21 protein-coding genes and 2 tRNA genes are annotated in these 22,152 nt (G+C 59.7%); 12 read left to right on the forward strand and 11 right to left on the reverse strand.

Annotated elements, in window-relative coordinates:
• Positions 1-493 precede the first annotated feature (493 nt).
• Both ACSQ36_RS06930 and ACSQ36_RS06935 read left to right on the forward strand, forming a co-directional pair.
• Positions 494-2,980 carry a penicillin-binding protein 1A gene (locus ACSQ36_RS06930; protein ID WP_213764060.1) on the forward strand — a complete coding sequence of 829 codons (2,487 nt, stop codon included), beginning with the start codon at positions 494-496 and terminating at the stop codon, positions 2,978-2,980.
• A gap of 227 nt (positions 2,981-3,207) precedes the next feature.
• The gene (locus tag ACSQ36_RS06935) at positions 3,208-4,335 is read left to right on the forward strand and encodes a J domain-containing protein (protein WP_213764059.1); all 1,128 of its coding nucleotides are present in this window, start codon (positions 3,208-3,210) and stop codon (positions 4,333-4,335) included.
• A 78-nt stretch (positions 4,336-4,413) separates the two neighbouring features.
• On the opposite strand, the gene ACSQ36_RS06940 is transcribed toward ACSQ36_RS06935, so the two are convergent.
• The 5 genes from ACSQ36_RS06940 to ACSQ36_RS06960 all read right to left on the reverse strand — a co-directional run bounded on the left by ACSQ36_RS06940 (position 4,414) and on the right by ACSQ36_RS06960 (position 10,606).
• Positions 4,414-4,860, reverse strand: coding sequence for a copper chaperone PCu(A)C (locus tag ACSQ36_RS06940; RefSeq protein ID WP_436181335.1), 447 nt, complete (start codon positions 4,858-4,860; stop codon positions 4,414-4,416).
• Positions 4,861-4,867: 7 nt separating this feature from the next.
• Positions 4,868-5,239 (reverse strand): copper homeostasis periplasmic binding protein CopC, encoded by a 372-nt coding sequence (gene copC, locus ACSQ36_RS06945; RefSeq protein WP_213764057.1) that lies wholly within the window; start codon positions 5,237-5,239, stop codon positions 4,868-4,870.
• 82 nt (positions 5,240-5,321) lie between these two features.
• A complete protein-coding gene (locus tag ACSQ36_RS06950; protein ID WP_436181336.1) occupies positions 5,322-5,708 on the reverse strand; it encodes a DUF2946 domain-containing protein in 387 nt (128 codons plus the stop codon).
• A gap of 212 nt (positions 5,709-5,920) precedes the next feature.
• Positions 5,921-5,997: transfer RNA gene (locus ACSQ36_RS06955), tRNA-Met, on the reverse strand.
• A gap of 280 nt (positions 5,998-6,277) precedes the next feature.
• Positions 6,278-10,606 (reverse strand): ESPR-type extended signal peptide-containing protein, encoded by a 4,329-nt coding sequence (locus ACSQ36_RS06960; protein ID WP_436181337.1) that lies wholly within the window; start codon positions 10,604-10,606, stop codon positions 6,278-6,280.
• A gap of 448 nt (positions 10,607-11,054) precedes the next feature.
• On the opposite strand from ACSQ36_RS06960, the gene ACSQ36_RS06965 reads away from it, so the two are divergent.
• On the forward strand, positions 11,055-11,558 hold the full coding sequence (locus ACSQ36_RS06965) for a heme-degrading domain-containing protein (RefSeq protein ID WP_436181338.1): 504 nt from the start codon (positions 11,055-11,057) through the stop codon (positions 11,556-11,558).
• A gap of 3 nt (positions 11,559-11,561) precedes the next feature.
• Positions 11,562-11,900, forward strand: coding sequence for an SMR family transporter (locus ACSQ36_RS06970; protein ID WP_213764053.1), 339 nt, complete (start codon positions 11,562-11,564; stop codon positions 11,898-11,900).
• Between the two features lie 24 nt (positions 11,901-11,924).
• Here the strand turns inward: ACSQ36_RS06970 and ACSQ36_RS06975 are convergent, their stop codons facing one another.
• Positions 11,925-12,242 (reverse strand): hypothetical protein, encoded by a 318-nt coding sequence (locus tag ACSQ36_RS06975; RefSeq protein WP_436183111.1) that lies wholly within the window; start codon positions 12,240-12,242, stop codon positions 11,925-11,927.
• 410 nt (positions 12,243-12,652) lie between these two features.
• Here ACSQ36_RS06975 and ACSQ36_RS06980 point away from each other — a divergent pair, with 410 nt between their 5' ends.
• The 5 genes from ACSQ36_RS06980 to ACSQ36_RS07000 all read left to right on the forward strand — a co-directional run bounded on the left by ACSQ36_RS06980 (position 12,653) and on the right by ACSQ36_RS07000 (position 15,539).
• The gene (locus ACSQ36_RS06980; RefSeq protein WP_436181339.1) at positions 12,653-12,925 is read left to right on the forward strand and encodes a hypothetical protein; all 273 of its coding nucleotides are present in this window, start codon (positions 12,653-12,655) and stop codon (positions 12,923-12,925) included.
• Positions 12,925-13,296, forward strand: a complete 372-nt coding sequence (locus ACSQ36_RS06985; protein ID WP_436181340.1) for a hypothetical protein — start codon at positions 12,925-12,927, stop codon at positions 13,294-13,296. Before ACSQ36_RS06980 ends, ACSQ36_RS06985 begins: the two co-directional genes overlap by 1 nt.
• 65 nt (positions 13,297-13,361) lie before the next feature.
• Complete coding sequence (locus ACSQ36_RS06990; protein WP_436181341.1) at positions 13,362-13,643, forward strand: DUF1488 domain-containing protein; 282 nt, start codon at positions 13,362-13,364, stop codon at positions 13,641-13,643.
• A gap of 84 nt (positions 13,644-13,727) precedes the next feature.
• A complete protein-coding gene (locus tag ACSQ36_RS06995; protein ID WP_436181342.1) occupies positions 13,728-14,345 on the forward strand; it encodes a TetR/AcrR family transcriptional regulator in 618 nt (205 codons plus the stop codon).
• A 63-nt stretch (positions 14,346-14,408) separates the two neighbouring features.
• A complete protein-coding gene (locus tag ACSQ36_RS07000; RefSeq protein ID WP_436181343.1) occupies positions 14,409-15,539 on the forward strand; it encodes an enoyl-CoA hydratase/isomerase family protein in 1,131 nt (376 codons plus the stop codon).
• Here the strand turns inward: ACSQ36_RS07000 and ACSQ36_RS07005 are convergent.
• Positions 15,536-15,961, reverse strand: coding sequence for a hypothetical protein (locus tag ACSQ36_RS07005; RefSeq protein WP_213764047.1), 426 nt, complete (start codon positions 15,959-15,961; stop codon positions 15,536-15,538). The genes ACSQ36_RS07000 and ACSQ36_RS07005 overlap by 4 nt on opposite strands.
• Positions 15,962-16,374: 413 nt before the next feature.
• Entirely contained in the window at positions 16,375-16,656 is a 282-nt protein-coding gene (locus tag ACSQ36_RS07010) for a hypothetical protein (RefSeq protein ID WP_436181344.1), read from the reverse strand.
• 364 nt (positions 16,657-17,020) lie between these two features.
• Here ACSQ36_RS07010 and dusA point away from each other — a divergent pair, with 364 nt between their 5' ends.
• A complete protein-coding gene (dusA, locus tag ACSQ36_RS07015; RefSeq protein ID WP_436181345.1) occupies positions 17,021-18,022 on the forward strand; it encodes a tRNA dihydrouridine(20/20a) synthase DusA in 1,002 nt (333 codons plus the stop codon).
• Positions 18,023-18,121: 99 nt separating this feature from the next.
• Positions 18,122-18,197: transfer RNA gene (locus ACSQ36_RS07020), tRNA-His, on the forward strand.
• A gap of 296 nt (positions 18,198-18,493) precedes the next feature.
• Here ACSQ36_RS07020 and ACSQ36_RS07025 read toward each other — a convergent pair.
• The 3 genes from ACSQ36_RS07025 to ACSQ36_RS07035 all read right to left on the reverse strand — a co-directional run bounded on the left by ACSQ36_RS07025 (position 18,494) and on the right by ACSQ36_RS07035 (position 20,689).
• Positions 18,494-18,919: a type II toxin-antitoxin system VapC family toxin gene (locus ACSQ36_RS07025; protein ID WP_436181346.1), complete on the reverse strand. Its 426-nt coding sequence runs from the start codon at positions 18,917-18,919 to the stop codon at positions 18,494-18,496.
• The gene (locus tag ACSQ36_RS07030) at positions 18,919-19,164 is read right to left on the reverse strand and encodes an AbrB/MazE/SpoVT family DNA-binding domain-containing protein (protein ID WP_436181347.1); all 246 of its coding nucleotides are present in this window, start codon (positions 19,162-19,164) and stop codon (positions 18,919-18,921) included. The genes ACSQ36_RS07025 and ACSQ36_RS07030 overlap by 1 nt, the downstream gene beginning before the upstream one ends.
• Before the next feature lie 82 nt (positions 19,165-19,246).
• A complete protein-coding gene (locus ACSQ36_RS07035) occupies positions 19,247-20,689 on the reverse strand; it encodes a DHA2 family efflux MFS transporter permease subunit (RefSeq protein ID WP_436181348.1) in 1,443 nt (480 codons plus the stop codon).
• A gap of 215 nt (positions 20,690-20,904) precedes the next feature.
• On the opposite strand from ACSQ36_RS07035, the gene ACSQ36_RS07040 reads away from it, so the two are divergent.
• Positions 20,905-21,957: an NADP(H)-dependent aldo-keto reductase gene (locus ACSQ36_RS07040; RefSeq protein WP_436183112.1), complete on the forward strand. Its 1,053-nt coding sequence runs from the start codon at positions 20,905-20,907 to the stop codon at positions 21,955-21,957.
• Positions 21,958-22,152: the final 195 nt, after the last annotated feature.

The raw sequence follows: 22,152 nt of genomic DNA on the forward strand, positions 1-22,152 counted from the left end.
CACATTCCCCGAGCCGCGCTTCAGACGCTACCCGCATCAACGGCTTGCAATATTGAGATAATGGTGCTACCGCCGCCCGATGGCATCAGGACGCCTCACCTTGACGGACCTTGCCTGTCACAGCAGCCCATTACACGGGATTTACTTACAAAAAAATCCTGTCACTGCCGGTGCTCGGCGCTCGAATTCTTTAAAATGCGCTGTTATTCTGCGCGGGGCCGCCAGTGTTGCAGTTTTTCTTACAATGCGATAACGGCCCATTCGCAGGAACGCGCAGCCAGTCCGGGGGCAACGGCACGCGACGCAGCAGTCTGGAACCATTTCCATGGAAGTGCTTATATGAGCGCTGCCATGGTTCGATCAGACCGCCGCGCTACACATCGGCTACACGGCGGAGCTGGCCACGGCTTTCGCTCACCCCAACATTTATCGTTACGCGGTTTCATGGCGTTGCGCACCGGGCGCCTTAGCGGCGCGCCGTTCAATCCAAGTCATGCCAATCATCAAACGACCGAATTCCTCGAACGCTCCACGCGATGACCGGGATCAAGATGGTCCCAATCGTTACCGTCAACCTACCGCCAAGTCTTCAGCCGGACCCTCGATCGTATTGCGCATCGTGTTGTGGTTCATCGGGCTGTTCGCCGTCGCGGCCATCATCGGCGCGCTGATCATCGGGTATGCGCTGGTGGTGATGGGGCCGAACCTGCCGTCGCTCGATGCGCTGACCGACTATCAACCGAAAGTGCCGTTGCGGATCTATACCGCGGATCACGTGCTGATCGGCGAATTCGGCGAGGAGCGGCGCCGGATCGCGCGCTTCGACGAGATCCCCGACCAGATGAAGAAGGCTGTCCTCGCGATCGAGGATTACCGCTTCTACGAGCACGGCGGCGTCGATTTCATCGGCATTGCGAGGGCGGGCTTGAGCGACATCATGCACGGCGGCGCGTCGCAAGGCGCAAGCACGATCACCATGCAGGTCGCGCGTAACTTCTTCCTCTCAAGCGAGAAGACCTACACGCGCAAGATCTACGAAATGCTGCTTGCCTACAAGATCGAACGCGCGCTGACCAAGGATCAGATTCTCGAGTTGTACATGAACCAGATTTATCTGGGCGAGCGGGCGTATGGGTTTGCATCGGCGGCGCGGGTGTATTTCGGCAAGGACCTCAAGGACCTGACCCTCGCCGAATGCGCGATGCTCGCAGGCTTGCCGAAGGCGCCATCGGCGTATAACCCGGTCGTCAATCCGAAGCGGGCGAAGGTGCGTCAGCAATATATCCTGAAGCGCATGCTCGATTTGAACTTCATCACGCAAGCGCAATTCGACCAGGCCAGCGCGGAAGAAATACATGCACGCGTGTCGGGCACGGAATACAGCGTGCACGCCGAATATGTGGCGGAAATGGTGCGGCAGATGATGTACGCGCAATACCGCGATGACACGTACACGCGCGGCTTTTCAGTGACCACGACCATCGATTCCGCCGATCAGGAAGCCGCGTATAACGCCGTGCGCAAGGGCGTGATGGATTACGAGCGGCGCCACGGGTATCGCGGGCCGGAAGGGTTCGTCAATTTGCCGCCGAACCAGGATGACCGCGACGAAGCGATTGACGATGCGCTCGCCGATCACCCCGACAACGGCGATCTGATCGCGGGCGTGGTGACGTCGGTGAATGCGAAGCAGGTGGTCGTGACGTTCGTCAACGCCGATCCGGCGACTGTTACCGGCGACGGCTTGCGTTTCGTCGCAGCTGGTTTGCGCAGCAATGCATCGGCGGCGGTGCGGATCAAGCCGGGTTCCATCGTGCGCGTGGTGCAGGACGCGAAGGGCAACTGGAGCATCACGCAGTTGCCGCAAGTCGAGGGCGCGCTGGTTTCGCTCGTGCCGCAGGACGGAGCGATTCGCGCGCTGGTCGGCGGCTTCGATTACAACAAGAATAAGTTCAATCATGTCACGCAAGCGTGGCGCCAGCCGGGGTCGAGCTTCAAGCCATTCATTTATTCCGCGTCACTGGAAAAGGGTCTTGGACCGGCAACCATCATCAACGACGCACCGCTGTATTTCCCGCCGACTACGCCGGGTGGCGACGCATGGGAGCCGAAGGACGACGACCAGCCCGATGGTCCCATGTCCATGCGCACGGCCTTGCAGAAGTCGAAGAACCTCGTGTCGATCCGGATCCTTTCGTACATCGGCACGAAGTACGCGCAGGATTACGTCACACAGAAGTTCGGTTTCGATGCCGACAAGACCCCGCCGTACTTGCCGCTCGCGCTGGGCGCCGGTCTCGTCACGCCGCTGCAACTGGCGGGTGGGTATTCCGTGTTCGCCAACGGTGGTTCGCGGATCAATCCGTACCTGATCGGTGAAGTAGCCGATGCCCACGGCACGGTGATTTCGCGTGCCAATCCGCTGATTGCCGGCAGCAATGCGCCGCAAACGCTCGAACCGCGCAACGCGTACATCATGAACAGCCTGCTGCATTCGGTCGCGACGGGTGGGACGGGCGCGGGTACCAACGTGCTCAAGCGTAACGACCTGCAGGGCAAGACCGGTACGACCAACGACGCGAAGGACGGCTGGTTCGCGGGTTACCAGCATCAACTCGTGGCGATTGCGTGGATGGGCTACGACCAGCCGAAGTCGCTCGGCGGCCGTGAGTTTGGCGCGCAACTTGCGTTGCCGATCTGGGTGGAATTCATGCAACGGGCGCTTGCCAATGTTCCGCAACAATCCATGGCGATGCCCGATGGTTTGACGAGTATCGACGGTGAATTGTTCTATGCCGACAAGACGCCGGGCAATGGTTTTGTCGCGAGCATCGGTGTGGATTCAGCGAATCCGATTGAAGGTGCAAGCGATGCGGTCGGCGGTGTCGGGCCAGGCGGAATGACGCCTCCGAGCGTGCCGCCGCCCAGCGTGAACCCGGCCGAGCGTCAGGAGATCATGAATCTCTTCAAGGGGCATTGAGCGGGTTGGATATACATAAAGCCGCTACGGACGTGACGCAGCCCGTAGCGGCTTTTAAGGCCGCCATGCTGACGCCGGGCTTGTGTGACTAGCGCCGCCGCGTTCGAACATCGAGCCTGCCGTGCTCCTGCACGCTCGCGCGCGACCAAAAAGCCGGGGCGGTCGCAACGAGCCTTGGTTAAAATACGAAACGCGCGTTTTTCTATCAATCGGAGGATATGCACGCCATGACGAAGACGAGCGTCAAGTCCGTTGGCATTGCCGCGGATCACGACAAACCTAGTCTGTCCAAGGGACAGAAGGCGTTCAATACGCTGATCAAACAGATTGAAAAACGGCGTGCCCGGCTGAGTGCGTGGGAAGCGGCCGTGCCCGCTTTCCATCAGAAATATGTCAATGAATTTACGCCGCTCGAGCAGACCCTCGGTGATTTGCAGGTCAAGATGGTGCATCGTCTCGATCAGGCGTGCGACCAGAAGGGACTGACCAAGACGGAACGCCGCCTGGTGTCGGACCTGATTGTTGACCTGGCGGGTAGTCTTGCTGCGCAACGCGACGATGCGCAATTAAAGGCGCTATACAACAAGCACAGCCAGTCCGATTACGACCTTGAGGCCGCCGCCGAACTGGACGACATGAAACTGGTGATGGAAAGAATGCTCGGTGTCGAGTTGGGCGACGATGTGGACATGAGCTCGCCTGAAGACTTGTTGCGTCGTGTGCAACAAGAGATGGAGCAGCGCGAGGCGCAGGAGTCCGCTGAAAACGAGGCTCAGGAAGAGCGTCGCGCCAAGCGGAAAAAGACGGCCAAGCAGATTGCCGCGGAGGCGCGCGAGGAAGCCGAGCAGGCACAGATCAGCCTGTCTATTCGAGAGTTGTACCGCAAACTGGCTAGTGCCTTGCATCCCGATCGTGAGTCCGATTCGCAGGAGCGCGAACGGAAAACGGCGCTGATGCAACGCGTGAATAAAGCCTACAGCAACAACAATCTGCTGCAGTTGCTGGAACTTCAGTTGGAACTTGAACACATCGATCAGCACGCGATCAACAATATCAGTGAAGACCGGTTAAAGCACTACAACAAGATTTTGAAGGAACAGATCGACGAACTGGATCAGGAGATCGCGCACGTCGAAGGTAATTTCAAACATAGCTATGGAATCGAGCCATTTGCTATGGTCTCTCCGGGCGTGATCGTGCGCGATCTGGTGAGTGACATGGCCGCGCTTCGGGAAAGCGTGCATGCGCTGGAGCGGGATCTGCTCGCGTTTGAAGACATCAAGCAGCTCAAGCTTTGGCTAAAGCAAGTGCGGCGTGAGGCGGTAATGGATCCTTTCGACGATATGCCGTATTGATTGTTTACGCGAAGGCAAAGCAAAAAAAGGCGCGCCGCAATCCGATTGCGGCACGCCTTTTTTGTTACTGCCGCGAAGTTATTTGCCTAACGTAGACGCTGGTTTCACCGCGCATGTCGTCTCGATGCTCGACTGATCCGCGAACGTCAGTTTCAACGGGATCGTGGAACCGACCTTCACAGGCTTGGGTGCGTCCTCGAGCATAAGGTGGTATCCGCTCGGGGCGAACGCGAGCGTGCCGTGCGCGGGCACCTCGGCGGATTCGACCATCGACATGGTCGATGTGCTGCCGTTGCTCGTCGATTTATGCAGCATCGCCATGCCGAACGCGGGCGTTTCGGCGCCGGTGAGCGTGGCGGGTTTATCGCCGTTATTCGATACCACAAAGTAGCCCGACGACGGCAGGTTTGCCGGCATGGAACGGATCCAGCAATCGTGCGCTTCGAGCATTGCGGCTTGTACGCCGGACGCCGCCAGGGCGCATACGGACAGCAAACCTGCGTGAATCAGTGTGTTGGTTTTCATAGTGAGCTCACTTTACGTTGAACAGGTAATGGCCTTGCGTGCGATGGCCGTCGTCGGCCACGGCTGTCCATTCCACTTGATAAGCACCCGTCTTGAGATCGCCGAGCGCGACGCTCATATGTTTCTTGTTGTTCACATCGACAGCCGATTTCGCGTTGTTGACCTGCTTGCCGGCTGCATCGACCACGGTCAGCGTGCTGAATGCCGGTTCGAGACCTTCCGTGAAATCGATGGCTACTTCATGCGGTGCATCGACGGTTGCATCGGGTGCGGGCGTTTGCTGCGTCGGATGCGCATGCGCAAAAGCGAGTTGTGCGGTGGCGAGAAGCAGGGCGGTAAGCCCGCCATGCTTGATCATGCTTGCGAGGGACGTGTTCATGCTGATCCTGTTTGATCCTGTCGATCCGGGTGACGCGAATGCTGAGTACCGGCTGTGCAGCCGGCGGCGGTGCGAAGAAGAATCAGACGAAGACTGGCGGAGCACGAGGCTGTGCGGCGAAGACAGGTGCATAAGGAGGGAAGACCTGGGCACGGGTGTTATAGGGTAGAGGCCCCGATGTCGCGCGTGCCTGATATGCGCCTGCGCAAGGCGGCGCCGCGGGTGAATGCGCCGCGAGATTGCAGTAACCGCACGCGTCCCAATGACCTGCGGCGGAGTGCTGCGAAGGGATGGGTTGGTTCGTGCCGGCTTGTGCGGCTTGGGAACCCGCCGAGCAGAACGCGCTCAGGATTGTCTCGGGCTGCGCGCCGGAGGCAAGCGCTTGCGACACCGCTGGAGCGAGCGCAGTCATCAGGATTGCAAGCAATCCGATGAGGCTGCCGAACTTGCGGACGAGGCGACGGCGCATGGGGCTGACGTTGACTACCAGAGCGGTTGAGCCGTCGATTATGCCACGCGTGGACGGGGTAACTTGTGCGCTTGCGTTGCAACTGCTGCGACGTATTGCGCGGATTGCGGCACGGGACACGACCCCTTGGTCACGGGGCAAGCATGCTGAAAACAACATGCGTGTCTGAAATGAAAAAAGCCCGGAGAACCGGGCTTTTGACTTTTAATCCTTGGTTGCGGGGGTAGGATTTGAACCTACGACCTTCGGGTTATGAGCCCGACGAGCTGCCAGACTGCTCCACCCCGCGAAAAAGATTATAAGACAACGTTGATTGCAGTGCAACATGTTTGTCATGTTGCTTCGCTTTGGTTACTGATCGTGCACAGCATTGGCTGATGAGGAAGGTCGACGCTCGTCGTGTTCAAGTGCTCAAGACACTGTGAGTGTGGGGCACAAGCGCACGACATTGCCTCACGCACTGTTGAGCGTATATAAAAACTCGGCGGCACATCTCATTAGAGAGATGTGCCGCCGAGCGTTTTAACTACACGTGTTTTAACTACGCGTCCAAGCTGCTGAGACGTTGCTTAGAATCCAAACGCGAAGCCTGCGCCTCCCGTGGATTCTTCGCCGGTCGTCGAGCCGCCGACCGTGATGACCATGTTGGTGCCAAAGCGCTTCTGGAAACCGACCGCGATTGCCGCCTTGTTACGATACACACCCGTACCGGCCGCGAAGCGATTGTCCTTGTCGGCGACCGCTGCCGCGCTGCCTGCCATCATCGCCATCGCGCTGCTCATCGCACCGACGCTGTTGATGTGGTTGTTCGCCAGCGACAGGCCGCTGTTCATGTCGGAGCGAAGCGCGTCCGTATAACCGTTGGCCGACTTCACACCCGTGTTCACCGACTGCTGCATCTGGTTCACGTTGACGGCATCGGTGCCGTCCGTGCCCGCTGCGACGTTCGTGATCTGACGCTGACCGCCAGCCGTTGTCGTACCCACTGACACGGCGTTGGCACGATCCGCCACCGAGCCCGCGCCCAACGCGACCGCATTGTTCGCCGTAGCCGATGCATTCGCGCCCACCGCAACTGCGTTGTTTGCCGTGGCCGATGCGTTCGAACCGACCGCGACCGAGTTGGCGCCGCTAGCCACTGATGTAGCGCCAGACGCAACGGCGTTCACACCGGATGCCATCGCGTTTGCGCCCGATGCCACCGAGTGGGTGCCGGAGGCTGTCGCGATTTCCGTGTCGCGGTCGCCGTCGGCGGAGAAGAGCGGGTTATATGCGCCGTTCGCAATGTTGGTGACCTGACCGATCAGGTCGTTCACCTGACCCAGGTTGACCGCATCCATGCTGCCTGTGCCTGCAGCAACGTTGTGCAGCGCCGTGCCGGCATTGCCGTTGCCAAGCGTCGCGTTGGAGTAGTCCGGCGTTCCGTCGGCGTTGTTGTCGTACTTGATCGCGCTTGCGCCAAGCGACGTGACGCTGCCCGATACCGCGTTGAGTTGCCCGACGTTGACCGCATCGGTGGCAGCCGTACCAGCCGCTACGTTGGTGACCTGACGTTCGCTGCCCGCTGCGCCGACCGATACCGTATTGTCCCGATCCGCCACCGAGTTCGAACCGAGTGCTACCGAGTTCTTACCCGACGACAGAGCCGCACCGCCGATTGCCACCGAATCCGTACCGGTTGCCGATGAATCGCCAAGCGTGGAGTTGGTATGGAAGTACTTGATGCCGCCGCCGTTGTTGACGTTGTTCGTAAAGTCCTGGAGTGCTGCCACGTTCTGGTTGGTCGCGTACAACTGCGAACCGTTCACGGCGTCCGTGCTGTCATCGGCCAATTTACCGGTGGCAAGATTCGTGAGCAACGTGGGTTTCGTTGCTGCGGTGCCGCCGAGCGTGATCTGCTCGTAGTTCGGCGTGCCATCGGTGTTCGTGTCGTACTTGACTGCGAAGCTGTCGAGATTCGTGACGTTCTGCGATACGGCAGTCAGTTGGCCGACATTGACTGCGTCGGTAGATGCCGTGCCCGCTGCCACGTTGGTGATCTGACGTTCCTTGCCTGCCGCGCCGACGGACACCGAGTTATCGCGATCGGCGATCGAGTTCGAACCGAGCGCCACTGCGTTTTTCGCCGATGCACTCGCCGCGCCGCCAATGGCGACCGAATCCGCGCCCGTCGCGACTGAATCGGCGAGCGTCGAGTTCGTGTGGAAGTACTTGATGCCGCCGCCGTTGTTGATATTGCTTTCGAACGTCTCAAGCGAGCCCACGCGCTGGTTGGTCGAGTACAGTTGCGAGCCGTTGATCGCGTCCGTGCTGGTCGAGCTCAGGTCGCCGATTGTCAGGTTGGTGAGTGTGGTCGGCTTCGTAGCGCCGGCACCGCCGAGCGTGACCTTCTGGTAGTTCGGCGTGCCGTCGGTGTTGGTGTCGTACTTGACTGCGAAGCTGTCGAGATTCGTGACGTTCTGCGATACGGCAGTCAATTGGCCGACATTGACTGCGTCGGTAGATGCCGTGCCCGCTGCCACGTTGGTGATCTGACGTTCCTTGCCTGCAGCGCCGACGGACACCGAGTTATCGCGATCGGCGACCGAGTTCGAACCGAGTGCTACTGCGTTCTTAGCCGATGCATTCGCCGCGCCGCCAATGGCGACCGAATCCGCGCCCGTCGCGACTGAATCGGCGAGTGTCGAGTTCGTGTGGAAGTACTTGACGCCGCCACCGTTGTTGATATTGGTGGCGAACGTTTGAAGAGTCGACACGTTCTGGTTCGTTGAATTCAGTTGGGAACCGTTGACCGCGTCTGTGCTGCTCGCGGACAAGGCCCCTGCGTTCACGTTCGAAATCGTGACGAGGTTCGTGGTGCCCACGCCGCCCAATGTGATGTGCGCTTTGTTGGTTGTATCGTAGGCGACCTTGTTGCTCAGTTCGGTATCGATCTGGGTGATAGCGTCGCCTACCGTATTGAAAGTCGTGCTGGCAACGCTGTAGGACGGAGCTGTTACGGTGCCGTCGCTCTTGAGCGTGGCGCCGCCGCCGAGCAGGGCCGTGACGCTTTGAAGCTGGCTGACGTTGACGGCGTCGTTGGCTTGCGCGCCTGCCGCGACGTTGACGATTTTGCGCTGGAGGCTGGAAGAACCGACCGATACCGTGTTGTCAGCGTCCGCCACCGAGCGTGAGCCCAGCGCGACCGAATTTGCGCCCGTTGCCGTCGCCCGGTAACCCAAAGCGGAAGCCTGTTTCCCGTCCGCGATGCTCGCGAAACCCACTGCCGTGGCGGAACCATATGAGCCGGTACCCGTCGCTTGCGCGAGCGTGCCAATAGCAACGTCGCCATTCATGCTGGCGGAAGCGGAAGTGCCGAGTGCGACTGCTTGCACCGTACCGGCTGAAGCATTAGAGCCGATAGCAATGGCCGATGCTGCGGGATCGCCGCTACCAGTAGACGTGGCGTGTGCGCCGATCGAGATGTCGCCGTTGGCGTTTGCGGCAGCCGCTCCGCCGATCGCGACGGATTCGGTTCCCGTCGCCGACGAATCGGCAAGCGTGGAGTTCACGTGGAAATACTTGCCGGAACTGCCCGAACTGGCGGCGAGTGCCGCTAGCGCGTCGCCCACGTTGTTGTAGTTCGTACCTTTGATCGAATAGGTCGGCGCAGTGATTGAACCGTCGGTTCCCAGTGCGGCCGCGCCGCCAAGGGCTGTCACAAGAGGGGTGAGCTGGCCGATGTTAACGGCGTCGTTGGTTTGCGTGCCTGCTGCGACGTTGACGATTTGACGTTTGATCGACGCGCTGCCGACAGAGACAGTGTTTGCACGATCGCCGATGGAATACGTGCCGAGGACGACCGTATTGCTGGCAGTCGCTGTCGCGCCTGGACCGATAACCGTGGATCTAGTGACCGCGACCGAGTCCGAGCCAATGGCGAGTGCTGCATCCAGGCCGCCCGTGCTGTCGGCAACGGCGTTTCCGCCAATTGCGATACTTCCAATACCGACAGCCTTGGCGCCCAAGTTGTTCGTGGCTGCATCGTTGGCTGACAGATACTTCGAGGACGCGTTCAAAGCCGTCAGCGCGTCGCCCACGTTGTTGTAGTTCGTACCTTTGATCGAATAGGTCGGTGCAGTGATTGAACCGTCGGTTCCCAGTGCGGCCGCGCCGCCAAGGGCTGTCACAAGAGGGGTGAGCTGGCTTACGTTGACGGCGTCATTCGTTTTCGTGCCGTTGCCCACAAACGTGATCTGCCGCAAACCGGTGGACGTACCTACGGATACGGAGTTAGCACGATCCGTTGCAGAGTTCGAGCCCAGCGCCACCGAATTCGCAAACGAGGCCGTTGCCGTTGCGCCCAGAGCCACTGCGTTGGCTGCCGTCACGGATGACTTCGAGCCGATCGCTACTCCTGCAGCCGCGTCAGCCACGGTTCCAGACAGGTTGATGGCGTCGTTCGAATTCGACGTACCTGTTCCGCCATACGGGTTGAACGAGAATGAGTGAGCTGAATTGGTGACGGCGCCGGTGTCGGGCGCAAGCAAGACGCTTTGTGTCGATGCCGCGTCGAGTGACACCCCGTTGTTGCCAACGACGAAAGACGACGCAGCGAGGTTGACGATCTGCGATCCGAGGGCGATAGCGTCGTTAGCTGATGCTGTTGCCTGCACGCCGATCGCAACGGAATTGTTCGGTCCGTCAGAGACGGCACCATCTCCCAACGCGATATCGCCCCCTACTGTACCGTCGGCAAACGCGCTCGCCGAACCTACTGTGGCCCCGAGCGCAGCTGCGGATATCAATACCGCATTGGCGATCTTGGCGTTGCGCTTGCCACGCGCCGCACTATTTTCCGAAACCGCCACCCATGCCCCAATTGATTCATTCCAGACCGACTTATAAACCTTATTCATTTTGCATTCCTGCGTAGAGTTGACTCGAATCCGTGACGCATACGTGCAGATTGAAAAGAGGTGATCTGCATGCCGGGTCAGCGCAGTGCCGAATCCAGACGGACTCATTGATGGCTGCGTGGACAGGGTTCGAACTTTACTTATCGAGATGGAATGCCCTAATGAGAATGCTCCTAATTAGCTTACTGATGTAATTTAAACAACATATTAGCGACCCGATTAAATTGAGATGGCGCGGGAATTAAGCCGAATTAAGACTTTATAAGTCGATGGACTAATTGCGCACGAACGGATGACGAAACATTTCAGTCGTCACAGAACAGTTAAGTGGCGCGCTTATGCAAGCCCTCTTCCCGAGGCATGTCACAATTTGTGAAATTCGTGTCGGGCATTGAACGACCCTATGATCGTGTCGCTCGACTTTTTACTCGCCAGGAAGCCATTGCTTATGAACATCATCCACGATCTCCAGACCATCGCGCATCAGGAGCACACGCTGGTCTTCCCGCACTTCGACCCGGACCGCGCGTGGCAAATCGGTTCGCAACTCCGCGAGATGGCGGTGGCGCGCGGCGCGCCCATAGCCATAGAAGTACGCACCTTCGGCCAGCCGCTGTTTTTTGTCTCTGTCGATGGCGCCACGCCCGATAACACCCGCTGGGTACAACGCAAGGCGCGCACGGTCGAGCACTTTCGCCGCAGTTCTTATGCGATCGGCTTGAGCCTCCAGCAGGCATCGGCAACACTCGCCGATAAATACAGTCTCCCCGCCGCCGAGTTCGCCTCGCATGGCGGCGCTTTTCCGTTGACGGTCAAAGGCGCGGGTGTGATTGGCGTGGTGACCGTGTCGGGCCTGCCGCAACGCCAGGATCATGAGTTCGTGGTGGAAGCGCTGTGCGCGGTGCTCGGGCATGACGCAGGCGCGCTCGCGTTTGCATCGGACAAGGCGTAACCCATGCGCTCTTCCGCTTATGCGTTGCTCGCGGTCGCTATTGTTGCTGAAGTCGTGGCGACATCGGCCTTGCGGGCATCGGAAGGATTCTCGCGTTTGGTGCCGGCGGTCATCGTGGTGATCGGCTACGGCATCTCGTTTTACCTGCTCTCGCTCACGCTGAAGTCGCTGCCGGTCGGCATTGTTTATGCCGTGTGGTCAGGCGCCGGCATCGTGCTGATCACGCTGGTCGCGGCGTTGTTATTCAAGCAGATCCCCGATCTGCCCGCTGTGCTCGGCATGGGCCTGATCGTGTCGGGCGTGATTGTACTGAACGTGTTTTCGAAGGTCAGCCCGCACTAGTGTTTGCAGGAGGGCAGGTGGGCTCTAGTTACACCGTATGACCATCGAGCGGTTCTTGACATTCGCCGATACCACGTTGGTGATGCTGCCGCCCGACGGTCCGCCTTCCTCGTTGTCCTTCGATACGATCGTGTAGCCGGTCGCGCCGCATTTATCGCCGGCCAGGACGTAACAGCTCGCCCATGTCGTGCTCGCATCGGCGCCGCTGCAGTTGATGGCGTAACCGCTCTGGCCGTCGGGGAGATGGATCAGCGATGCATCGGTCGACGATGCACATCCGCCCAGGCTTAAAACAGCCGCGGCCGCGATGGTGAGGCCAGTGGCCTGTAGAGCCCGCGCCATGCGAAACGGGGAAGGGATCGGCAAGCGCCGTGCAAATTGCTTCATTGTGTTCCTCGGTGGCAAACGCCGGATAACGCCGTAGAAGATGGGGCGGAACGCCCGGACCGTGCTCTCCAACGTGTTTCCAAACATGTTCGTGCCTGTATTTTCCCATACGCCGGTGAGCGCAGGAAAAAGGAGGCTTTTTGACCTAAATCAAATCACTTCGATAAATGCTCCCTCCAGCCAGGCCTCTGGCGCGCGCGTTGCATTACGCTTTTCAAGCTAACCACCGTCGGACGCACCGGGTTACCCGAAGTGCCGGAAGAAAATGCAACAGGTTGCAACCGCTGAGAACTAATTGCCGACATTCAAACCTTACAGAGGGCGCGGGCAACACGCGGAACTTATAAAACATTTGAGAGGAAAACATGGCAGAACGCGTTAGCGGCCCGTATCGCGGGTATTACATCAGTGCGGCGGCGCGCCTCACCCAAACGCGCGATCGGGCCGCCGGAGAACCGAATGCGCCCATCTACGTGGGCACGGTCAATGTGGCCGAGGGCGGTCCGGACAACGTCCGGCGCTTCGAGGCACTGGTCGAGGTCGGCGCAGAGCAGCGCTTTGCCAGCGAGGACGAAGCGCTCGTCAATGTGGAGCAGGCGGCGCGCGCCTATATCGACAGATTGCTGCAAAATACCTGATGCGCACGCTCAATATCCGTCACCCGGCGATGCGCTGCGTTGCCGAGGCGCTGCTCGATTTGTTCCCGAGCGGAGCGGATATCAGCGAGATCGGCACGGATCAGAAACCGTGCCTGTTCGTGAGCTGGCGTACGAGCGGCATGGCAAGTCATCCGGGCAATATTGCGTGGGGCGTGCATTACCGCTTCGAGACGGAAGCATTGAGTCTTTTCGATCTGGCCACCGAGCCGGTACAGCAGCAATTTTGCGAACGGGTGAGGGACATGAGCCGGCACCTGAAGTTCGATTACGCCGACCCGGGCGCGGTGTCGCTGCTGATTGTCGATGTACCCGCCGAGCTGGTCCGGCTCAGCATGGAAGAAGCCGGGTAGACCGGATCGAGGCGCCGCGGGTAGGATCGTGCGTTACCCCCATTTCCTTGCCAATCGAGGCCGCCATGAACATCCTTTTTCCCGCCGATGCGCCGGCGTATCGCGACGCGAATCTGACCGTGGTATTTGCCGCGCTGGTCGATGGCGAGCGCGTGCCGTGTGCGATCTCGGTCGAGGCGCTGGAGGATCATTTTGGCGTGGAGAGCTGCGACAGCACCGGCTGGATACGCGCATTCGATGCTGCGCGCCCGAGGATTGAAGCGGTTGCGAGGGAGCATCTGCACATCAATAATGGTGAGCCCGTGTTATTGAAGAGTGGCCATTTTCCGCCGGGAATGGGGACCTGATAGCGGACGTTTAACGAGGCGGTTACATTCAATGCTGTTCAGTTTTGCATTGACTTGGCCGGTGTCATCCGGAAAATGCGCGGGATGGCAGGCTCAAAACAACATCTTTCAAATCAGCCCTTACTGCGCATCCAGATCCTGGATGCGGCGCGCGTGATCGTCGTGCGTGAAGGTTTTGACGCGTTGTCGATGCGCAAGATCGCAGGGGTTGTCGGATATTCGCCTGCCTCGCTTTATCTCCACTTTGCCGGCCGCGATGCCATTGCCCACGCGCTTTGCGTCGAGGGTCACGTGCAGTTGCTCGAGTCCATGCACGCGCATGATGGCGTGGCGGAGCCGGTTGAACGTCTGAAAGCCATGGCGCATGCGTACGTCACGTTCGGGCAGACGCATCCCGAGGTGTATCGGCTGATTTTCATGCAAAATCCCGCTTATACCGCCGCCGCGTTTAACGATGCGGCATCGGCCGGCGAGACGGTGCTTTCCATGCTGACTCGGACGCTGGCGCTGGTTCATAACCCTGCGGTTCGGGCCGAGACGTTGTGGGCGGCGTTGCACGGTATCGTGTCGTTGAGCCTGACGGCACAGACAGTTTTCGCCGCGCCGCCGGATACGCTTATCGATGAAACGTTGGACCTGTATTTGCCCGCTGTCATCAAGAAGAAACCTGCTCGTCGACGGCCATCCGCAAGCGCTGGCTGACATGCTTCCCAGCTCCAATTTCAGCGCCATTTCCACTCACACGAATAGAAACCTGCATTGCATATGACTGAATCCATCGATGAAATTCGTATCGAACGCGCGCAGGGTATTGGCTTCATCGCGCTGAATCGTCCGAAGGCGTTGAACGCGCTGTCCACGCCCATGCTGCACGCCATTCATCGCGCGCTGAACGCCTGGCGCGACGACCCTCTGGTGCACGCAGTGGTTATCTACAGCCCGCATCCGCGCGCGTTCTGTGCGGGCGGCGATATCCGGTTTTTATATCAATCGGCGAAGGCGGGCGAACATGCGGTCATCGAAGAATTTTTCACCGATGAATACCGCCTGAATCACGCGATTTTCACCTATCCGAAGCCGTATATCGCGTTGTTGAACGGCGTGGTAATGGGCGGCGGAATGGGCATTTCGCAAGGTGCGCGGCATACGGGCGGCGTGCGGGTGGTCACCGGCTCGACGAAGATGGCGATGCCCGAGACGCGTATCGGCTTGTTTCCGGACGTGGGCGTGAGCTGGTTCCTCGCGCGCACGCCGGGTGCGATCGGGCGTTATCTCGCGGCGACGGGCGCGACAATCGATGCCGCCGATGCGCTCTACGCCGGTCTCGCCGACGCTTACATGGAAGACGATGCGCTGCTCGCGCTTATCGATACGCTGAAGGAGAAATCGTTCGCTACCGGCGCGGAGGTGGTGCGGTTTATCGAAACGCAGGCAAGCCTGAATGCGGGGAAGGCGAGCGCGCTTGCGGCGGAGCGTGGTTTTATCGACAAGCATTTTGCTACGGGCAACGGCGCGGCCTGCCTGAAGTCGCTGGAAAGCTTAACGGGCGATGAGGCGGGCGGTGAGACGGCCGGTGAGGAAGGCGATTGGGCTGCGCGCACGGCGGCGGAGTTGCGTGAGCGTTCGCCGTTATCCGTCGATGTATCGCTGGAATTGGTTGACCGGGCCAAAACGTCGAGCATGGCCGAGACGTTGAGGCGCGACCTCGGGCTCACGCGCGCGACGTTCGATCACGGCGATGTGATGGAAGGCATCCGGGCACGCATTGTCGACAAGGACAATCAGCCGGTGTGGAAAGTGGCGCGTATGGAAGATGTGACGCGCGATGCGGTCTTGCAGATGTACGACAGTCCGTGGACTGAGCGCGACCATCCGCTGGCCGCGCTTGTCGATTAATCCGCGTCGCTGCCCGCCGTGAAGGCGCGCATGAAGACGAGCGCGCCCCAGCCCCACATGGCATTCGATGCAAAACCGAGTGCGAGGCGGGGCAGCATGTTACCGCTCGGCCAGATGCCGCGCAATGGATCGACCACGAACACGCTCGCGGCCGTCAGCACGACGCCGCCGAACACCAGCGCGCCGATCCACGGCGCTGTGCGGTCGGGTGCGACACGCAGCAGCCACGCCATCAGGATGCCGAAAACTGCGCTCCATAGCGCGTTGACGATGAATTCGGGAATCCCCAGCGGCAGGAATGGCGCGGTGGAATAACCGGCTGGATCGACCACGCCGGCTGCATGCAACAACGCGATAGTGGCTTCACGGAAAAACAGCGCGGCGAGAAAGCCCGCGACGAACGGCAAAATGACTTTTTGCATGGAAAACCACCGCTTGTGACGCGAGCCGTGGCTGCGTCGATATTTTGAAGTGGCGTCATTATAGGGTCGGACATGCCGCGTTATGGTGCAATCGGGCAGGGCTTTGCGGTCGATGCAACGGGGTGCTGGCTAATGCGCTGATCGGGTTGCGGTTTCGGCGCGATGTTGCTTTGGTTTGGCTTTACTGGAGTTGTTGAGTAGTTAATTTGTGCGGGAAGCTAATGCCCTATGGCGTGGATGCGTTCCTTGCGTCAGATCTGCAGTGTGACGTGTCGTGAGCGCTTGGAAGGCGAGGGCGAACGGGCGGTGAATAAATGGCGCGAGCGGATTTCGCGGCTGATGCATGCGGTCGCGGCATGATTTGCCGCGATGGTGGTTATCTGGATTCCGCGAATTTGCTGCGCGCGCCTATGCTATTTTGCGATCGCGTCGCTGGCTGGGTTGTTGCGCAGCATGCGATTGCTGTTGGGGGGCAGAGCGGGGCGCTTCGTTGGCATGTTGTCTGGATTAGCCGCACGCGGGATTGTCGCGTTCGGGGCACTGGGCGTAACTGGCGGTTTAACCATTGAAGCAGAATCGGCCGGCGCCGCGGTCTGGGCCTCCGCGTTTGTTTCCAATCCGATGCCGAGCACGGCCGTCACGAAGACAAGGGCGACGACGGTGCCGGGGAGCGTTTTAATCGCACAGGATTTCATGGGTTTCTCCGGGGCGGCTGCGCATTTCGATTGAAGCGGGCAAAGAGCGCTGCCGCATTGGTTTTGTGACAACGGAGCGCGCGGAAGATTCGTTTTTTCGTCGGTTGCCGGTTTTGTGGTTGGGGCGCGTGTGACTCATATTGCCCTCAACCTGAGCTTGGAAACGCCCCAACGGTTTTCGTGCTGACAGCGATGTCGGCACGAAACGCAAAAAATACCGTGTGGGATCGATTCCCGGCGCAGGCCGCTGATTTGACGGTAAATCCGATCGGAAGCGCCCAGTCCGTGGCCTTTCGAGTGTTACGGTAAAATTACGCATTCAGCGCCGGAAAGGGCGCCCAACGCTCACAATCTGCAGTTCCCCATGTCGACAGCTTTAAAACCTAGCCCGCGCCGCGTCAGCGTTGCCCCGATGATGGACTGGACCGACCGTCATTGCCGGTCGTTTCATCGGATCTTGACGAAGCACACGTGGCTCTATACCGAGATGGTCACGACCGGCGCGCTGCTGCACGGCGACGTCGCGCGGCATCTCGCATTCACGCCTGGCGAAGCGCCTGTTGCGTTGCAGTTGGGCGGCAGCGAACCGGCCGATCTTGCCCGCAGTGCGAAGCTCGGCGAACAATGGGGTTATGACGAAATAAACCTGAATTGCGGCTGCCCGTCCGAGCGCGTGCAACGCGGCGCGTTTGGCGCGTGCCTGATGAACGAGCCGCAACTGGTCGCGGATTGCGTGAAAGCCATGCGCGATGCGGTATCGATTCCGGTCACGGTCAAGCATCGGATCGGTGTGGACGCGGTCGAGGATTACGCATACGTGCGCGACTTCGTCGGCACCGTCGCCGATGCCGGCTGTGACGTGTTTATCGTCCACGCACGCAACGCGATCCTGAAAGGCTTGAGCCCGAAGGAAAATCGCGAGATTCCTCCGCTCAAGTACGAATATGCGTATCAGTTGAAGCGCGATTTCCCGCATCTGGAGATATCGATCAACGGTGGCATCAAGACGCTCGACGAAGTGGAAGAGCATTTGAAACACGTCGATGGCGTGATGCTCGGCCGCGAGGCTTATCACAACCCCTACGTGCTCGCGGGCGTTGATTCACGGTTTTACGGTGCGGACACGGCCGTGTTGTCGCGCGAGGAGGCTGAGGCCAGCTTGATCGAGTACGCCCGTCAGGAAATGGCGCGCGGGACGTTCCTCGGCGGCATTACGCGGCATGCGCTGGGTTTGTATCGAGGCGTGGCGGGTGCGCGTGGCTGGCGTCGCGTGCTCTCGGACAGCCGCCGCCTCGCCACCGGCGATCTGACCGTTTTCGATGAAGCACGCACTCATCTGCGTGAAGCGGTCGAATTCATCGAATAAGGGGCTAGGCAAAGCGAATCTTTGTTCGTATAATCTCGTTTCTCGATTCGGCAAGCCGGTTCCTGGTGAGCTAGAGAAGCAATAAGAAGTAAGGCAGTGGTGGCTGTAGCTCAGTTGGTAGAGTCCAGGATTGTGATTCCTGTTGTCGTGGGTTCGAGCCCCATCAGCCACCCCAAAAGATTCAAGCAAAAAGCCCGACTTTCAGAAGTCGGGCTTTTTGCTTTCTGGAATCATGTCACTCCTGTTTAGTCCGATTTGGACAAGACCAACCAATATACGCCGGTAGTTCAAGTACTGTTTTAGCCAGCTCTGCATGTTGATTTGCTGGCATTTAAGAACGTGTGCGGAGCATAAATAACGTACCGGCAATCGATCACGGCGACTCGCCGAGAAGCTTTTCCGAAACAGCGTTCACGCAGGCGGCGCGGGGTGTTACAGCAATCGCCGCCGCTCTGCCGGTACCTCAGGCGGTTAAAAAACAATAGGTTTAATTTTCATACGTTTGGCATTGCGGCCGAGCACGTCATCGAGAGTTGCCATTGTCTTTACTTTGGCATCCATCGCGGCAGCAAGGTGCAACGCGTCACCAGCACGCAGTCCTGTTGCGGCGTCCAAAGTCAGCACGGCAGCGCGGTGGAACGTAGACGGCTCGACCGGCAGCAGCTGCAAATCGCTTGCGCAAAGGCGCTCGAACGCCTGCCACGCAGACGCCCCTTGGTCGGTGGTTATTTGTGCCGTCCGTTGCTTGATGCCGAGGGCGCTCGCAAATTCAGTTACACACCATGCGGCGGAGGTCAGTTCGTCGGTGCAGGCTGCATACCACCGTGCAACAGCGGCGCTCATGGGTTCATTTACGCAAAGCGCCACCAACACAGACGTATCTACATAAGTCGCCATCAATAACGCGCTCCGCGCCGCAACTCTTCGATGACAGGCTGGGATATCGGCATCGTCTCACGTGTTGTTTCAAGCTCCCGAGCGAAAGCGCTGCGGTCCCATTTAGAGGCACGAATACTAAGGCCGCCGTCGATGGTCAGGTCAACCTGCACGTGGTCGCCTTCCTTCACGCCAATGCGGCGCACGTACTCGGCAGGAATGCGCAGCGCAAGACTATTGCCCCATTTTGCAATTTGTAGCTTCATCTTCTACGGTTCCCATTGATATACGGTTTCGTATATACATCGTAGCACCGTATTCAATGTCTGCAGTCCTGCTTGCGCCGAGTTACCCCTTCCTTCCATGCCCACTCACCTGCGCCCCCGCATCGCGATGCAGGCTGAACAGATCCGCCACCCCCAGCAATCCCACCGCCCCCACGATCAAGAACGCGATACTGAAATCGGCCGGCACGACGGTCTGCGCATCGTGACCATGCATCCATTCGGCCAGCCTCAAAGCGATCGCTCCCAGCGCGACGCCGATCCCCATCGTCAACTGGAACAGCGTGCTCGACAACGCCGACGCGCCGCTCATCTGCGCCTTCGGGACATCGGCGAAACTGAGCGTATTCAGCGCCGTGAACTGCAGCGAGCGCGACAGTCCGCTCGCAAACAATACGGCGACGATGATCCAGGTCGGCGTCGTCGGCGATATCAAACTCATCACCGCCAGCGACGCAGCCGCCACGATCCCGTTCACGATCAGCACCGGACGAAAGCCGAAGCGCCGCATGACGGGCGTGGTGACGAGTTTCATCGATAAATTGCCGGCGAAGACCGACAACGTCAGCAGCCCGGATTCGAACGCGTTCAGCCCGAAGCCGACCTGGAACATCAGCGGCAGCAGGAACGGCACCGCGCTGATGGCGATGCGAAACAGCGAGCCGCCGCCCACCGCCACTCTGAAGGTCTTGATCCGCAGCGCGTTGAGATCGAGCACCGGCTCGGCCGCGCGCCGCACATGCCACCACGCGCCCACGCCCGCGAGCACGCCGACCGCGATCAACCCGCTTGCGAAGACCCAGGGCGTGTCGTTGCGGCCGATGAGTTCCATCGCGTAAAGCAGGGTCGTGCAGGCGAGGCCGCACAGCACGAAACCCAGAAAGTCGAAGCGGCGGCTGGCGTGCTCGCGGGTGTTATCGAGGTAACGGAGCGCCACCACCAGGCCGATCACCCCGAGCGGCAAATTCAGATAAAAAATCCAGCGCCACGATGAATACGTGGTGATGAATCCGCCCAGCGGCGGCCCGATCACGGGCGCGACAAGACCCGGCCAGGTGATGATCGAAATGGCGCGCATCAAGCCTTCTTTGGGCGTCGCGCGCAATACGGCGAGCCGTCCGACGGGCACCATCATCGCGCCGCCGATACCCTGCAACACACGCGCCGCCGTGAACGTGGGCAGCGTCGACGTCATGCCGCACAGCACGGACGCAACCGTGAACAGGGCGATCGCGCTGGCGAACACGGTGCGCAGGCCGAAGCGATCCGCGGCCCAGCCGCTAATAGGGATGAATACGGCAAGCGTCAGCAGATACGACGTAATGCCGAGGCTCAGATCCACAGGGTGAAGAGAAAACGAGCGCGCCATCTGCGGCAGGGCCGTGGCGATGATCGTACCGTCGAGGTTCTCCATGAAGAAGGTCGCCGCGACCAGCATCACGATGACGGAGGAACCGCGTGGGTTCGCCGCGCCGGACGTGGTGCGGGTAAGGTCGGGGGCCTGCATTGAATGCTTCTCTCTTGATTGGATCTTGAATGAACGCGGTGATATTGAAAAGCGAATGAAAGGCAGATTCGCCGCATGCCGACAGCTTATCGGACTGGAGCAGCGCCGTGGCGATGGGCATCGATGCAGCAAGGCCCGCGCTATGGTAGCTTCGGCGTTCGGCTAGAGCCTTTAAAAGCCTTTAAAACCTGAACACGAACATGGGGAAGCAAACGATGGAGTATCGGAAACTCGGCGCAACGGATGTCAATGTCAGCCTGATCGGACTGGGCACGATGACCTGGGGCGAGCAGAACACGGAAGCCGATGCGCACGCGCAACTCAATGCCGCGCTCGATGCCGGCATCAACCTGATCGACGCCGCCGAGATGTACCCGGTGCCGCCGCGCCCCGAGACGCAAGGGCGCACGGAGGCGTACATCGGCACGTGGCTGGCAGCGAATCCGGGCGCACGCGCCAAGGTCGTGCTCGCCACCAAGATCGCGGGACCCGCGCGCCAGCCGCATAACCCGCGGCACATTCGCGGCGCGGGCAACCAGTTCGACCGGAAGAACCTGACAGAAGCTATCGATACCAGCCTCGCACGGCTGCAGACGGATTACGTCGATTTGTATCAATTGCACTGGCCTGACCGCAGCACGATGACGTTCGGACGCGCGAACTATCCGTGGATCAAGGACGAATACACGGTGCCTATTGAAGAGACGCTGACGGTGCTCGGCGATCTCGTGAAAGCAGGCAAGATCCGCTACGTCGGGGTATCGAACGAGACGCCCTGGGGTGTCGCCCAGTTCCTCCAGGCCGCCGATAAACTCGGCCTGCCGCGGATCGTAAGCATTCAGAATCCGTACAGCCTGGTGAACCGCACATTCGAAGCCGGGCTCTCCGAGTTCGCGCACAAGGAAGACGTCGGCCTGCTGGCGTATTCGCCGCTGGCGTTCGGCTGGCTATCCGGCAAGTACGAGGCGGGTGCGCGTCCGGCAGGCGCCCGCATCACGCTGTTCGAGCGATTTGCCCGCTACAGCAAGCCGCACACAATCAAGGCCGTCAGCGGCTACGTGGAGCTGGCGCGGCGTCACGGCCTGAGCCCGGCGCAACTCGCGCTTGCGTTCGTGAACAGCCGGCCGTTCACGACCAGCACGCTGATCGGTGCAACGTCGCTCGCGCAATTGCATGAAAACATCGGCAGCCTGGACGTGAAATTGTCCGATGAGATCCTGGCCGAAATCGATGCGCTTCACGAAGCCCAGCCAAATCCCGCGCCCTGATCGTTTCGCTGAAAAGTGTCATACGGTATCGTTACGCTGACTGAAAACGACCACGATTTTTTACCCATTGCATTCGTTTTTTGCATGGTTTCAAGCGTAAAGTTGTTGTCTCGGTTGATGTCGTAATCGTCTGTCATAAGCCGCGCCGCGCTTGATTGGCGCGCGCTTCGCTGTTCTTTGGTGACGCGCCAGTTG

It is taken from the genome of Caballeronia sp. LjRoot34 (assembly GCF_964253815.1).
Classification (GTDB): domain Bacteria; phylum Pseudomonadota; class Gammaproteobacteria; order Burkholderiales; family Burkholderiaceae; genus Caballeronia.